The organism is Amycolatopsis sp. NPDC049688, assembly GCF_040674975.1.
In the GTDB taxonomy this organism is placed as follows: Bacteria; Actinomycetota; Actinomycetes; order Mycobacteriales; family Pseudonocardiaceae; genus Amycolatopsis.
The window spans coordinates 90,942-104,584 of sequence record NZ_JBFANY010000020.1 but is presented as its reverse complement, the minus strand read 5'-3'; the positions used below and the strand labels follow the sequence as shown (position 1 = coordinate 104,584).

14 protein-coding genes are annotated in these 13,643 nt (G+C 72.2%); 9 read left to right on the top strand and 5 right to left on the bottom strand.

Features of this window, described 5'->3' with window-relative positions; translation table 11 throughout:
• Positions 1-95 precede the first annotated feature (95 nt).
• The gene (locus AB0J55_RS40280; RefSeq protein ID WP_364261448.1) at positions 96-851 is read left to right on the top strand and encodes a hypothetical protein; all 756 of its coding nucleotides are present in this window, start codon (positions 96-98) and stop codon (positions 849-851) included.
• A gap of 59 nt (positions 852-910) precedes the next feature.
• Here the strand turns inward: AB0J55_RS40280 and AB0J55_RS40275 are convergent, their stop codons facing one another.
• Positions 911-2,131, bottom strand: coding sequence for an acetyl-CoA C-acetyltransferase (locus AB0J55_RS40275; protein ID WP_364261445.1), 1,221 nt, complete (start codon positions 2,129-2,131; stop codon positions 911-913).
• A gap of 113 nt (positions 2,132-2,244) precedes the next feature.
• On the opposite strand from AB0J55_RS40275, the gene AB0J55_RS40270 reads away from it, so the two are divergent.
• The 7 genes from AB0J55_RS40270 to AB0J55_RS40240 all read left to right on the top strand — a co-directional run bounded on the left by AB0J55_RS40270 (position 2,245) and on the right by AB0J55_RS40240 (position 9,091).
• Complete coding sequence (locus tag AB0J55_RS40270; RefSeq protein WP_364261442.1) at positions 2,245-3,192, top strand: pentapeptide repeat-containing protein; 948 nt, start codon at positions 2,245-2,247, stop codon at positions 3,190-3,192.
• 53 nt (positions 3,193-3,245) lie between these two features.
• The gene (locus AB0J55_RS40265; RefSeq protein ID WP_364261439.1) at positions 3,246-3,407 is read left to right on the top strand and encodes a hypothetical protein; all 162 of its coding nucleotides are present in this window, start codon (positions 3,246-3,248) and stop codon (positions 3,405-3,407) included.
• Positions 3,408-3,635: 228 nt separating this feature from the next.
• Positions 3,636-5,006 (top strand): cystathionine beta-synthase, encoded by a 1,371-nt coding sequence (locus AB0J55_RS40260; RefSeq protein WP_364261436.1) that lies wholly within the window; start codon positions 3,636-3,638, stop codon positions 5,004-5,006.
• Positions 5,007-5,134: 128 nt separating this feature from the next.
• A complete protein-coding gene (locus AB0J55_RS40255; RefSeq protein ID WP_364261433.1) occupies positions 5,135-6,655 on the top strand; it encodes a hypothetical protein in 1,521 nt (506 codons plus the stop codon).
• Between the two features lie 346 nt (positions 6,656-7,001).
• Positions 7,002-7,454, top strand: a complete 453-nt coding sequence (locus AB0J55_RS40250; RefSeq protein ID WP_364261430.1) for a hypothetical protein — start codon at positions 7,002-7,004, stop codon at positions 7,452-7,454.
• Entirely contained in the window at positions 7,455-7,883 is a 429-nt protein-coding gene (locus tag AB0J55_RS40245; RefSeq protein WP_364261427.1) for a hypothetical protein, read from the top strand.
• A 50-nt stretch (positions 7,884-7,933) separates the two neighbouring features.
• Positions 7,934-9,091 carry a cystathionine gamma-synthase gene (locus AB0J55_RS40240; RefSeq protein WP_364261424.1) on the top strand — a complete coding sequence of 386 codons (1,158 nt, stop codon included), beginning with the start codon at positions 7,934-7,936 and terminating at the stop codon, positions 9,089-9,091.
• Positions 9,092-9,099: 8 nt separating this feature from the next.
• Here AB0J55_RS40240 and AB0J55_RS40235 read toward each other — a convergent pair whose 3' ends face one another.
• Together AB0J55_RS40235 and AB0J55_RS40230 are read right to left on the bottom strand one after the other, a co-directional pair.
• Entirely contained in the window at positions 9,100-9,573 is a 474-nt protein-coding gene (locus AB0J55_RS40235) for a TIGR03618 family F420-dependent PPOX class oxidoreductase (RefSeq protein ID WP_364261421.1), read from the bottom strand.
• An 81-nt stretch (positions 9,574-9,654) separates the two neighbouring features.
• Positions 9,655-9,927, bottom strand: a complete 273-nt coding sequence (locus tag AB0J55_RS40230; protein WP_364261418.1) for a hypothetical protein — start codon at positions 9,925-9,927, stop codon at positions 9,655-9,657.
• 95 nt (positions 9,928-10,022) lie between these two features.
• Here AB0J55_RS40230 and ilvA point away from each other — a divergent pair, with 95 nt between their 5' ends.
• Positions 10,023-11,225 (top strand): threonine ammonia-lyase, encoded by a 1,203-nt coding sequence (gene ilvA, locus AB0J55_RS40225; RefSeq protein ID WP_364261415.1) that lies wholly within the window; start codon positions 10,023-10,025, stop codon positions 11,223-11,225.
• On the opposite strand, the gene AB0J55_RS40220 is transcribed toward ilvA, so the two are convergent.
• The gene (locus tag AB0J55_RS40220; RefSeq protein ID WP_364261412.1) at positions 11,210-12,043 is read right to left on the bottom strand and encodes a ferredoxin; all 834 of its coding nucleotides are present in this window, start codon (positions 12,041-12,043) and stop codon (positions 11,210-11,212) included. The two genes, ilvA and AB0J55_RS40220, sit on opposite strands and share 16 nt — an antisense overlap.
• A 3-nt stretch (positions 12,044-12,046) precedes the next feature.
• Positions 12,047-13,615 carry a TNT domain-containing protein gene (locus tag AB0J55_RS40215; protein ID WP_364261409.1) on the bottom strand — a complete coding sequence of 523 codons (1,569 nt, stop codon included), beginning with the start codon at positions 13,613-13,615 and terminating at the stop codon, positions 12,047-12,049.
• Positions 13,616-13,643: the final 28 nt, after the last annotated feature.

Here is a 13,643-nt window from a genome sequence, read left to right as displayed (position 1 = left end):
TAATTCGTGCATTTGCGGACCCCGCTGCCGACCGTGTTCACCCTGCGTGTTTGATGTCCCGGTCGGTTCTTCTCTTCACATGTGTGAGGTTCACAGTGAGCGTTCCCCCTCCGGCCCCCGGGGGCCAGCAGCCGGTGGGTCAGCCCGATCCCTACGGTCCGCCGCCGGGTGGCCAGCCGCAGCAGCCGTACGGCCAGCAGCAGCCCGGTCAGTACGGCCAGGCGCCGCAGGGCCAGCCCGGCCAGTTCGGCCCGCCGCCGGGGCAGTTCCCGCCCGGGCAGTTCCCGGCGGGCCAGCCGGGCTTCCCGCCCGCGCCGCCGGCCCCGCCGAAGCGCTCGCGGGCCAAGGGCCTGATCATCGGCGGCATCGGCGCCATCGTGGTGATCGCGCTGGTCGTCATCGGGATCGTCTCGTTCATGAAGTCGCCGGCCACCTCGAACGCCGGTGACTGCCTCACCATCACCGAGTTCACCCAGGGCGGCGACGACCCGGCGAAGGCCGACTGCAACGACCCGAAGGCGAACGTGAAGATCGCCAAGAAGCTGGACAGCGCCTCCGACGACTGCCCGGGCGGCTCCAGCGCGGGCTACGACACCTACTCGGTCAGCGGCCGCAGCTCGTACAAGCTGTGCCTGATGATCAACGCGAAGCAGGGCGACTGCCTGGCGAACTTCACGTCGCAGACCAAGGGCTACCTGAAGGTCCCGTGCACCGACCCGACCAAGGACGGCGAGCTCGTCAAGGTGGTCACGGGCCAGGCCGACAAGAACGTCTGCGAAGGAACCGACGCCACTCGCGTCGCGGTGTACCCGGAGCCGGCGACGACGATGTGCGTCAAGACGAACGAATAACCACGGACATCGAGAAGGCCCCCTCGCTGCGCGCGAGGGGGCCTTCTTTCGTTACGCCGTCAGGAAAGGCGCTCGACGATCATCGCCATGCCCTGGCCGCCGCCGACGCACATCGTCTCCAGGCCGAACTGCTTGTCGTGGTGCTGCAGGGAGTTGATCAGCGTCGAGGTGATCCGCGCGCCCGTCATGCCGAACGGGTGGCCCACCGCGATCGCGCCGCCGTTGACGTTCAGGCGGTCCAGTTCGATGCCGAGGTCCTGGTAGGACGGGATGACCTGCGCCGCGAACGCCTCGTTGATCTCGACCAGGTCGATGTCGCCGATCGACAGGCCCGCTCGGGACAGCGCCTGCTTGGACGCCTCGACCGGGCCGTAGCCCATGATCTCCGGCGAAAGCCCGGTCACGCCGGTGGACACGATCCGGGCCAGCGGGGTCAGGCCCAGCTCGCGCGCCTTCGTGTCGGACATGACGACCAGGGCCGCCGCGCCGTCGTTGAGCGGGCAGCAGTTGCCCGCCGTGACGCGGCCGTCCGGGCGGAAGACCGGCTTCAGGCCCGAGACGCCTTCGACCGTGACGCCGGCGCGCGGGCCGTCGTCCTTCGAGACGACCGTGCCGTCCGGGAGCGTCACCGGGGTGATGTCCTTGGCCCAGAAGCCGTCCGCGATGGCCTTCTCGGCCAGGTTCTGGGAGCGGACGCCGAACTCGTCCATCTCCTCGCGCGTGACGCCCTTCAGCCGGGCCAGGTTCTCCGCGGTCTGGCCCATCGCGATGTAGACGTCCGGGACGTTCCCCTCGGTGCGCGGGTCGGTCCAGGTGTCGGTGCCGGACTCCGCGGTCGCCTTGGTGCGGGCTTCGGCGTCGGCGAACAGCGGGTTGTGCGTGTCGGGCCAGGAGTCCGAGCTGCCCTTGCCGAACCGCGAGACGGTCTCGACGCCGGCCGAGATGAAGACGTCGCCCTCGCCGGCCTTGATCGCGTGGAACGCCATCCGGGTCGTCTGCAGGCTGGAGGAGCAGTACCGGGTGATGGTGCAGCCGGGCAGGTGGTCGTAACCCAGCTCGACGGCGACCGCGCGGCCCATGTTGAACCCGGACTCGCCGCCCGGCAGGCCGCAGCCCAGCATCAGGTCGTCGATGTCCGCCGGGTCCAGCTCGGGCACCTTGGCCAGGGCCGCCTGGATCATCTGCACGGTCAGGTCGTCGGGCCGCATGCTGACCAGCGAGCCCTTGTTGGCGCGCCCGATCGGCGAACGCGCGGTGGAGACGATGACGGCTTCAGGCATGACGTGACACATCCTCGTATCGCGAGCTAAGCAGTTGCTCACCATACTGCCGGGTACGACGCCGAGGTCAAAGGCGAACGCGATCTGCGCCACTACTGGCATGATCGGGCGACGTGCCGAACGACCTCGAACGGGTGCTGCGGACCAGGACGATCCTGCTGTGGGGAGCCGGCCTGCTGGTGGTCGCCGCGGTCGCCGCCACCTTGCTGCTGACGCTGCTGGGTGGGGGCCGCCCGGAGGATTCGGCGCGGCTCGACGCCCTGAAGACCGCGGCCAACATCGTCGTCGGCACCGGCGGGGCCGCCGCCCTGCTGCTCGCCGCGCGGCGGCAGCGCTCGGCCGAGCTGGACCTGGTGCAGAAGGACCACGACGCCACCGAGCGCCGCGTCACCGAAATCTACGGCAAGGCCGCCGACCAGCTCGGCAGCGACAAGGCGCCGGTCCGGCTCGCCGGCCTGTACGCCCTCGAACGGCTCGCCGCCGGGTACCCCGAGCACCGGCAGACCATCGTCAACGTCCTCTGCGCCTACCTGCGGATGCCGTTCGAAGACCCCGGCAAGGACCTGGAGGAGCTGCAGGTCCGCAAGACCGCCCAGCGCATCCTGCTGCTGCACCTGCGGCCCGGCTCGGCGGAGGACCCGAGCGAGGCTTTCTGGCCGGACGTCGACCTCGACTTCTCCGGGGCGAAGCTCGTCGGCCTGACCCTCACGCACTGCGTGATCAGATCGATCACCTGCTACGACACGGAGTTTCTCGGACTGGCGTCCTTCCGCGGCACCGAATTCCGCACGAAAGCCGACTTCAACAAGGCGACCTTCCGCGATCGCGCCGATTTCCGCGGAACCGTTTTCGGCGGCGACGGCGAAAGTTTCAACGGCGCCGTTTTCGCAGGCCCGGCGGTTTTCGGCACGAAATCCACCGCCCGGCTCGCGGGCGCGGAAGCGGACCGGGGTTTCCCGCGGACCTGGCCGCGGGGCTGGGAAGAACGGCCGATCGCCGGCCGCCCCGATCGGCTGGAATTGACACGAAAGGATGAACCGGGGCAACCGGCGGACCGATAGGATCGTCGCACCAAGGAGAAGCGTCGCCACGTCCCACAGGAGGTGAACTGGCGATGATTACCAAGCGGGCCGCCTACTGGCTGTCCATGGCCATTCGGACGGGCTGCCGCACGGTCTTCGACGCCGGGCGGGACCTCCGGGACGGGATGACGGCTCAGTGTGCAGCGGCCCTCGGGCCGGTACCGGTGCGGACGAGCGGCTTGGTGGCCGCCTGAGGTCCGGGCCGGACGGCCCGACCTCGCGCTCACTGACCCGCGTCGCCGACGCGCACCCGGAGTCCGCTCGGGGTCCGATCGCGCACGACTGGACAGCACGGCCGGTAGGCGGGTTGCTGATCCGGCCAAAGTAGGCCGCTCCCCCGAGCGGCGCGTGACCTGCGCTCCGAAGCCATGCGGCCGTGGCTGTGGTCGGATCAGCAACGATCGGCACAGTAGGCTGGTGCCGTGGAGTACGCAGAGCACATCGCAGACCTCGTGGGCAACACCCCGCTGGTCAAGCTGAACTCGTTGACCAAGGGGCTCAAGCCGCTCGTGCTGGCCAAGGTCGAGTACCTGAACCCGGGTGGCTCGGTCAAGGACCGCATCGCGCTGCGCATGATCGAGGCCGCCGAAGCCTCCGGTGAGCTGCGGCCCGGCGGCACGATCGTCGAGCCGACGTCCGGCAACACCGGGGTCGGGCTGGCCATGGTCGCCCAGCGCAAGGGCTACCAGTGCGTCTTCGTCTGCCCGGACAAGGTCAGCGAGGACAAGCGCAACGTGCTCAAGGCGTACGGCGCCCGCGTCGTGGTGTGCCCGACGGCGGTCGCGCCCGAGCACCCCGACTCCTACTACAACGTCTCCGACCGGCTGGTCCGCGAGATCGACGGCGCCTGGAAGCCCAACCAGTACGCCAACCCGCAGAACCCCGAAAGCCACTACCTCTCCACCGGCCCCGAGCTGTGGAAGCAGACCGACGGCAAGATCACGCACTTCGTCGCGGGCGTGGGCACCGGCGGCACGATCTCCGGCACCGGCAGGTACCTCAAGGAGGTCAGCGACGGCCGCGTGCAGGTGGTCGGCGCCGACCCGGAGGGCTCGGTCTACTCCGGCGGCAGCGGGCGGCCGTACCTGGTCGAAGGCGTCGGCGAGGACTTCTGGCCGGACACCTACGACCGCACCATCGCCGACGAGATCATCCCGATCTCCGACGCCGACTCCTTCCAGATCACCCGCCGACTCGCGCTCGAGGAGGGCCTGCTGGTCGGCGGCTCCTGCGGGATGGCCGTCGCCGCCGCGCTCAAGCTGGCCGAACGGCTCACCGAGGACGACGTCGTGGTCGTGCTGCTGCCCGACGGCGGCCGCGGGTACATGACGAAGGTGTTCAACGACACCTGGATGTCCTCCTACGGCTTCCTGCCGCCCGACTCCTCCGGCGCGACGGTCGCCGACGTGCTCACGAAGAAGAGCGGTCACCTGCCGGCGCTGGTGCACTCGCACCCGAACGAGACGGTCGCCGAGGCCATCGCGATCCTCTCCGAATTCGGTGTCAGCCAGATGCCCGTGGTCAGCGCGGAGCCGCCGGTGATGGCCGCCGAGGTCGTCGGCGCCGTCAACGAGCGCGACCTGCTCGACGCGCTGTTCACCGGCAAGGCGCAGCTGGCCGACCGGCTCGAGCAGCACATGTCCCCGCCGCTGCCGACGATCGGCGGCGGCGAGCAGGTGAGCGCGGCGATGACGGCTCTCGAGGGCGCGGACGGCGCGCTCGTGCTGGTCGACGGCAAGCCCGCCGGGGTCGTCACCCGGCACGACCTCCTGGGCTTCCTCGCCGGTCGCTGAGCGGGAGCTGTGAAGGTCCTTGATCGGCGCACCCGGCCGGGGCGTTACGAGCGCCCGGCCGGGTGATCCGATAGCGTGAGCGCGAGTACAGAACTTTCGCGTCCTCGTCAAGGGGGTTCAAGACCCACATGAGTGCACCGCAGCCACCGAACCAGCCGTGGGGTGGCGGCCAGCCACCTCAGGGCCCGCCGAGTGGCCCCCAGCCGCAGCAGGACAACCCGTTCGGCAGCCCGGAGCCGACCCAGGTCGTGCAGCCCGCCCAGCAGGAGGGCGGTTCCCCGTTCGGGGAGACGCCGGAGCCGACCCAGGTCGTCCGGCCGGGGGAGGGCGGGGCCGGGGCGACCCAGGCGATGCCGCCGTTCGACGCGAACGCGACCCAGATGGTGAACCCGGCCGGCGGCGGTGACGCGCCGGTCGCGGACTCGACGCAGCTGGTGCCCCCGGGCTCCCAGCCGCCGGCGATCCCGTACACCCCGCCGCCGAGCGCGGCCGACAACCCGGCCGCGGCGTTCGGCCAGCCGGGTGGTTACGGCCAGCAGCCGGGCGGGTTCGGGCAGCCGGGCCAGCCCGGGCAGCCGGGTGGGTTCGGCCAGCAGCCGGGCGGGTTCGGCCAGCCGGGCCAGCCGCCGCAGGGCTTCGGCGCCCCCGGTTTCGGTGGCCCGCAGCAGCCGGGCTTCGGCGGTCAGCCGCCGCAGTTCGGCGCCCCGGCCGCCGCGGGCAACCGGCAGCTCCACGGCTACATCGCCGGGGGCCTGGTCGCGCTGTTCGCCCTTGTCGCGCTGATCTACTCGTTCGTCTACATGGGCGACGCGAGCGACTACTCGGCGATCTTCGACCGCGCCCCGAACCAGGAGGCGATCGACCGGGTGCTCGACTCGGCCGGGATCGTCGGCCCGGGCACGGTCTGGTTCTACGTGATCATGATCTGCCTCGGTGCCCTGATCTCCCTGGCCGGCGGCATCGGCCTGGCGCTGGCGGGCCGGCTGGGCGGGATCCGGAAGTTCGTGCCGATCGCGGTCGTCGCGGGCGGTGCCGTGCTCACGCTCTTCGCGTTGCTGCTCAAGATCGGCATCACTCCCAACGCCGAGACGCTCGCGCAGGCGTCGGCGTCCGAGAAGGACACCTTCGGCCTCGGGCTCCCGCCGCTGATCTTCGGCATCCTCATCCTCATCGTGGGTGTCCTCGCGCTCATCCCGGCCACCGCGCAGTACACCGGCCTCGGTGGCGGCGGCGGTGCCGCGCCGGGCGGGCCGCAGGGCTTCGGCGGGCCGCAGGGCTTCGGTGGCCCGCAGCAGCCGGGCGGGTTCGGCCAGCCGGGGCAGCCCGGGCAGCCGGGCGGGTTCGGCCAGCAGCAGGGCGGCTACGGCCAGCCGCCGCAGGGGTACGGCCAGCCGCCGGCCTACGGTCAGCCGGGCGGACCCAACCCGTCCAGCGGCGGGTTCCCGCAGCCGTCGAGCGGGGGCTTCCCGCAGCCGGGCCAGCCGCCGCAGCAGCAGCCGGGCGGCTACGGCCAGCCGGGTCAGCCGCCGCACGGCTACCCGCAGCAGCCGGGGCAGCCGCCGCAGGGCTGGGGCCAGCCGCCGGGCCAGCAGGGCCCGCCGAGCGGCGGGTTCGGCCAGCCCGGCCAGCCGCCGCAGCAGCAGTGGTGACCTGACGCAGCATTCGTGCCCCGGAGCCGGTTCGGTCCGGGGCACGGTGCATTCACGGCCCGGTACGCCATTGTCCGAAAAGGACAAAAGCGAGGCGTAGTGGTTCTGCCGTGATCGCGTGACAGGATTTTTGCCGTTACCGCACAAAAATGATCTTGGGTTCCGCCGTCCGGCCGAATTCCGTTCCGTTTCCGGCTTCTTTCTCCCCATTCCGGTTAGGGTGAGCGCCGTCGTCCCGCGCTCGGCTGATGGGGGAGTTGTGACCGGTCCGTACGGACACCCGGTGTCGCATTCGCATTCGTATTCATCGAATAGGCCATCCGGCGTAACGGCGGTCCTCGCCGGGATGCTCGGATTTCCGGCCGCGGTCGCCGCGGGATACGTGCCGGTGAAGATCTTCCTCGACATGCCGGCCGAATTCAGCCTCGGCGCGCTGCCGGCGTGGGTGCTGGTGGACCTGGCCGGCTACGTCGTCGCAGGGCTCGTGCTGCTGCTCGGTTCGCTGGCGACGCTGTTCCGCGCGACGGCGGGAGCGGTCCTGCTCGGCCTGGGCGCGCTGCTGGCCATCGGGGCCTTGCTGACCGAGCCGCTGTCGGTGGGCGTGCCGCCGGCCCGGTTCGCCGACGCGATGTTCACCCACGGCGGGTTCGCGATGGCCGACCGCGTCGGCCTGGCCGCGCTGGCCGTGCTCGTGCTGGTCCTGGCGTTCCTGCCGCCGACGTTCCGCTACCTGCGCTACCGCACGTCCACGCTGCCCGTCCTGTCCGGCCAGGGCGCCTATTCGTCGCGGGGCTGGTAGGTGGCCGTCGCGGCGCCGCCGAAGCCCGGTGCGCGAACCGCGGTCGCCGCCGGAGTGCTCGCCGTGCTCGGCGGGCTGTGGTTCGTGGCGGGTGTCTTCATGTTCGGCTGGCTGGGCTTGAGCCAGGAACCGCTGCTGATCCCCAGTCAGGTCACCGACGCCTTCGTCGGCCTGGTGCTCCTGCTCGGTGGCACCCTGCTGCTCGTCCGCACGGAACTGGGCCGGGCCCTGACGCTGATCGGCGCGGTGCTCGGCCTGGTCGCGCCGATCGTCGGCACCGTGCTGCTCTACCAGCGCATCTACTTCGTCGCGGGCGGGCCGACGGGGATCGAGCAGCTGGCGCTGCGCCGGGTCGTCGTCGCGCTGCCGTTCGTGGCGATCCTGGTGCTCACGCTCCTGCCGGCCACCCGCCGGTGGACCCGGCACTGAGATCCGTCCCACCTGACGGGAATGTCAGGGCTTCGCCGTACGCTGTGCCAATGGTGGACGACTACTCCGTACTGGGCTTCGAGACGCGCGCGATCCACGCCGGTCAGAAGCCCGACCCCCGCACCGGCGCGGTCATCGTGCCGATCTACCAGACCTCGACCTACGCGCAGGACGGCGTGGGCGGGACCCGCGAGGGCGACTACGAGTACTCGCGCACCGCGAACCCGACCCGGTCGGCGCTGGAGGAGGCGCTGGCCTCGCTGGAAGGCGGCCGGCACGCGCTGGCCTTCGCCTCCGGCATGGCGGCCTCCGACGTGGTGCTGCGCAGTACCCTCCGCCCCGGTGACCACCTCGTGCTCGGCAACGACGCCTACGGCGGCACGTTCCGCCTGATCGACAAGGTGCTCAGCCTCTGGGGCGTCGAGCACACCGTCGCCGACCTGGCGGACCTCGACGAGGTGCGCGCGGCCATCCGCCCCGAGACCAAGCTGATCTGGTGCGAGTCGCCGACCAACCCGATGCTCGGCATCGCCGACATCGCGGCGCTGGCCGGGGTCGCGCACGACGCCGGCGCCCGCCTGGTGGTCGACAACACCTTCGCCACGCCGTACCTGCAGAACCCCCTGGCCCTGGGGGCCGACATCGTCCTGCACTCGACGACGAAGTACCTCGGCGGCCACTCCGACGTCGTCGGCGGCGCGATCATCACGAACGAAGACGAGCTGCGCGAGCAGTTCTTCTACCTGCGTAACGCCGCCGGCGCGGTGCCGGGCCCGTTCGACGCGTGGCTGACACTGCGCGGCATCAAGACCCTCGCCCTGCGCATGGAGCGGCATAGCGACAACGCCGAGAAGATCGTGCAGGCGCTGGTCAAGCACCCGAAGGTGGCGAAGGTCTACTACCCGGGCCTGCCGGAGCACCCGGGCCACGAGACGGCGGCGAAGCAGATGCGCCGCTTCGGCGGAATGGTGTCGTTCAGCCACGCGGACGGCGAGCAGGCGGCCCTGGAGGTGGCTTCGCGCACGAAGCTGTTCATCCTGGCGGAGTCCCTCGGCGGCATCGAGTCCCTGATCGAGCACCCGGGCAAGATGACCCACGCCAGCACGGCGGGCTCGACGCTGCAGGTCCCGGCCGACCTGCTCCGCCTTTCGGTCGGCATCGAGGACGGCCGGGACCTGGTCGCGGACCTGCTGGCCGCGCTGGACTGAGCCGTTCGTCAGCCGACGTCGAGGCCGCCGCCGTAGAGCCGGTCCACCCGGAGCCGGATGACCACGCGGCGGTCCTCGACCATGTTCCGCAGGAACGCGGCCTCGTCCCCGGGGTCGTCGAACGGCGCCTGCATGGCCAGCAGGGCCCGGCCGGTCTCGTCGCCGGGCACCGTGCTGACCGGTGACACTTCGGCCACGCCCTCGGCGACCGCGAACGCCAGGTGGTCTTCGCTGCTGACGTAGAGCGACGCACGGGGGTTGTTCGCGAGCTGGCGGACCTTCGCCCGCCCCGCGGCCGACCCGATCCGCACCACGCGCTCTGCCGGATCCCAGGCGTAGGCGACGGTCGACAGGTGCGGGTGGCCCGCGCGGTTGACGGTGGCCAGCGCACCCAGGCTGTGGGCGCTCAGCAGCCGGCTCGACGCTTCTTCGGTGGGCCGGGCGGGTCCGGGACCGCGGCCCGGCTCGTAAACGGTGGTCACCCGATGATCATCGGGGAGCGGCCGGAACCGCGGAAGAAGGCACTTTCGTGTTCCCCGGGCACACCGGGGTAACCCACCAGGTCAGGGGTTGTAGTTGCCGTGCACGACGGCGCCGGTGGCCGGCCCGCGGGTGACCGGCAGGTTCGAACCGTCGACACAGCCGCCGACCAGCTCGACGTGGCTGTCGTGCCGGATGTACTGGGCCGGCGCGCCGCACGAGGCGCTGTCCACCGTCAGGTACGCCGCTCCGGTGAGCGCGGCCGCCGAGGCCACGCCGATCACCAGGGGGAGCAGGCCGGCGGAGCGGGTGGCGCGAGCCCGTCGGGCCGTGTTCGCGTCGTTCCCCGGTGCCATGGTTGCTCCTTGTTTACCGCGTGTTGACGCGACCCAGGGTACCCGGCTCTCGGTCCGGTCAACCTGTGGAGTTCCTGAGTGGCATAGTCCGGCGCATGGAACTCGTCACCCTCGAGCGGATCCAGGCCGCCCGGGAACTCCTCAAAGGAGTGACCCGGGTGACGCCGATGGAGCACGCGCGCGACCTGCGCCGGCTCCACGGCGGTCCGGTGTACCTGAAGTGCGAAAACCTGCAGCGGACCGGGTCGTTCAAGATCCGCGGCGCCTACACCCGTATCCACGGCCTGACCGAGGCCGAACGCGAGCGGGGCGTCGTGGCGGCCAGCGCCGGCAACCACGCGCAGGGCGTCGCGCTGGCGTCGTCGCTGCTCGGCGCCAAGTCCACCGTCTTCATGCCGCTGCGGGCGCCGCTGCCGAAGCTGGCCGCCACTCGCGGTTACGGCGCCGAGGTCCACCTCCACGGCGCCCTCCTCGAGGAGACGCTCCGGGCCGCCGTCGAGTTCGGCGAGCGGACCGGCGCGGTGTTCATCCACCCCTTCGACCACCCCGACGTCATCGCCGGCCAGGGCACGGTCGGCCTCGAGATCCTCGAACAGGTGCCGGGGGTGAAGACCGTCCTGGTCGCGACCGGCGGCGGCGGGCTGGTCGGCGGGGTCGCGTCGGCGGTGAAGGCGCTGCGCCCGGACGTCCGGGTCGTCGGCGTCCAGGCCGAGGAAGCCGCGGCGTACCCGCCGTCGCTGGCCGCGGGCGCACCGGTGCGGCTCAGCCAGACCTCGACCATGGCCGACGGCATCGCGGTCGGCGAGCCCGGCCTGGTCAGCTTCGCCCACGTCGAGTCCCTGGTCGACGACGTCGTCACGGTGACCGAACAGTCGCTGTCCCGGGCCGTGCTGCTCTGCCTGGAACGCCGGAAGCTGGTGGTCGAGCCGGCCGGCGCGGCAACGGTCGCCGCGCTCCTGCAGCACCCCGGCGTGTTCGAGCCGCCGGTGGTGGCCGTCCTCTCCGGCGGCAACGTCGACCCGGTGCTGCTGCTGCAGATCATCCAGCACGGCATGACGGCCGGCGGCCGCTACCTGCGGCTGCACCTGCGGGTCCCGGACCGCCCGGGCTCGCTGGTCGGCGTGCTCTCGTGCGTCAGCGAGCTGGGCGCGAACGTCCTCGACGTCGAGCACTCGCGGATTTCCGGCAGCCTCGACCTCGGCGAGGCCGACGTCGTGCTCGCGCTGGAGACCCGCGGCCCGGAGCACTGCAAAGAGGTCGAGGTGGCGCTGACCAACGCGGGTTACACCGTGGTCTGAGGACCGGTGATCGCGGCCAGGGCGAGGTCCTTGGCCGCTGCACCGACCTCGGCCGGCGCGGCGAACCGCCGGGCGCGCAGGTGCGCGAGCAGGTCCGGGTCCGGCGGCACACCGTGCTCACGCAGGTAGTACGCAACCGCGCCGGGCCACGCCCACACGCCGTCCGTGCGGAAGTTCAGCGGCACGGCGTCCGTGCGCGAGGGATCGAACGCGTCGGGCCCGTTGCTGCGGGACGCCAGGATCACCGGGGCCGCGTCGAGGTAGGCGAGCACCGGCTCGACCTCGGCCGGCGGCACCGGCGGCCGCCGGACGAGCGGGCGGCCCGCCGCGTCGACGCCGTCGTGGATGCGCGGGGTCCGGATCCCCTCCGACGGCGCCGGGCCCGCGGCGCGCCGGCGCAGCCACTCGGGGATGTGCTGGTCGGCGCGCGGGAAGGCACGCAGCTCGTCCTGGAAGCCGATCGGCGGCGGCGTGCGCCGCCACTGCGGTTCGCGGTCGGACCCGAAGTCCGCGCCGACGCCCTGGACGGGGTCCACGGTCAGCACCGCGCCCAGCCAGGTCCCGATGCCCGGCCGGTACATGCCCGCGCGCAGCGTGCCCAGGAGCTGGAGCAGCTCCGGGGGCGGCTGGACCGGGCGGGGCACGCCGTCCTGGCCCGTGACGACCACGTCGGCCTCGATGTGCCTGCCGACCGCCCGGTATTCGGCCCGGATCTGCCGCCACGTGCCGGGCGGCGCCATCGAAGCCAGCCCGTGCCCGATCCGGTGGACGAGCTGCTGCTGCTGTTCCGGGCCCAGCGGCACCGGTGGTGTGGTCATGGCTCAGCCCTGTTCCGGCGACGGCGGCCGCGTGGTCGCCTGCGGGATCTCCTCGGCGGCGCCGTCGGCCAGCAGGTCGGCGAAGGACCGCTCCAGCACGTACGCCGTCCCGCCGCCGGGCTGGTCGTACCAGGCGATGACGGTGCCGGTGACGGCCCGCACGGGCCGGCGCAGCCGGTACACGTGGTAGGCCCACCCCTGGACCTCGTCGGGCTCCGACCGGTGGGGCCACTCGGTCCGCGCGACGTACGCGGTGTTGCCGCTCGAGTCGCCGTAGCGGTCCATCTCGGTTCCCGGCGGCAGGGTGACCAGGCGTTTCCCGCCGTACATCTGCAGTCCCGCGTCCCCGCCGACGGGCTGGATCGGCCAGTCCGCGGTGGGGCGCTTGGCGTCCGGGGGCAGTTCGCCGCGCAACGCCGTGCGGTTCAGGTAGAGGTGCCCCACGAAGTAGCGGACGGCCGCCACCGCCGTCGGGAACGTCGCCGCGTCGAGCCGTTCGCCGCCCTGGGCCAGGAAGACCGCCCAGCCGTCGCCCTCGCGCACCAGGCACCAGGCGCCGTCGGCGACCTCGCCGATGCGGTAGCCGGCCGACGGGATCTCCAGCTCGGCCGCGGCGTCCTCGGCCGCGCGCAGGGCTTCCTTCGCCGCCGTTTCCGGATCCGCCGGAGCGGGCGGGGCCGCCGCGGCCCCGGCGGCTTCGGCGAGCCAGCCCGGCAGCGCCTCACCCCGCCGCGGGAACTGCGCGAGCTCACGGGCGAACTCGGCCACCGGCCGGGACCCGTCCCACGCCGGCTCGTCGTCCCACGTGTATGTGTACTCGACGCTCGAGTTGAGCGCGACGTGCGCGACGGCCTGGAACCAGGTGCCCCGGTCCGGGACGTACATGGCCGTCCGCAGCTCGGCGAGCAGCTCGGCGACCTCCCGTGGCGGCTGCCACAGCGCCAGGCCGCCGTCGGTGGCCCGGCGGACCATCACCGGGAACTCGGTGTACCCGCCGATCGCCCGGTAGGTGAGCAGCACCTGCGCCCAGTCCGGCGGCGCGTTCAGGGCGACGATGTTCGAGACCGCGTCCCAGTACCAGTTCTGGCCCACCGGGTCCAGCGGCGGCTGCGGCCGCGCGGGCGGAGCGTTCTCGGGCACCGGCCGGCCCGCCTCGGCGAGCCGGGCGCGCAGCCAGGGCTGGATGTGCTCCGGGTCGCGCGGGTAGGCCTCGAGGTCGCGCACCCACCCGGCCGGGTCGATCGACGGCGCCCAGTGCGGGTCCCAGTCCAGGTTGAACAGCGTCTTGACGCTCCCCGGCGCGTCGATCATGTACCGCATCGAGAACCAGGTGCCTTCACCCGGCACGTAGTAGGCGTCGCGCATGCGGCGCACGGCGGGCACGACCCGGTCCGGCACCGGGACGGTCGCCTGCCTGCCGTCGGTCATCAGCACGGTCAGCACGAAGTCCTGGACGTCGACGTTGACCCGGCTCACCAGGTCGATCCGCCGCCATCCCGCGGGCGCGACGTCGACGAGGGCGTTGCCCACTTCGTGCGACTGCTCCCGCCACTGCGAGGCGTCACGAGGCATGTGTGCCGGTCCTTTCTGGTGCCGCGGC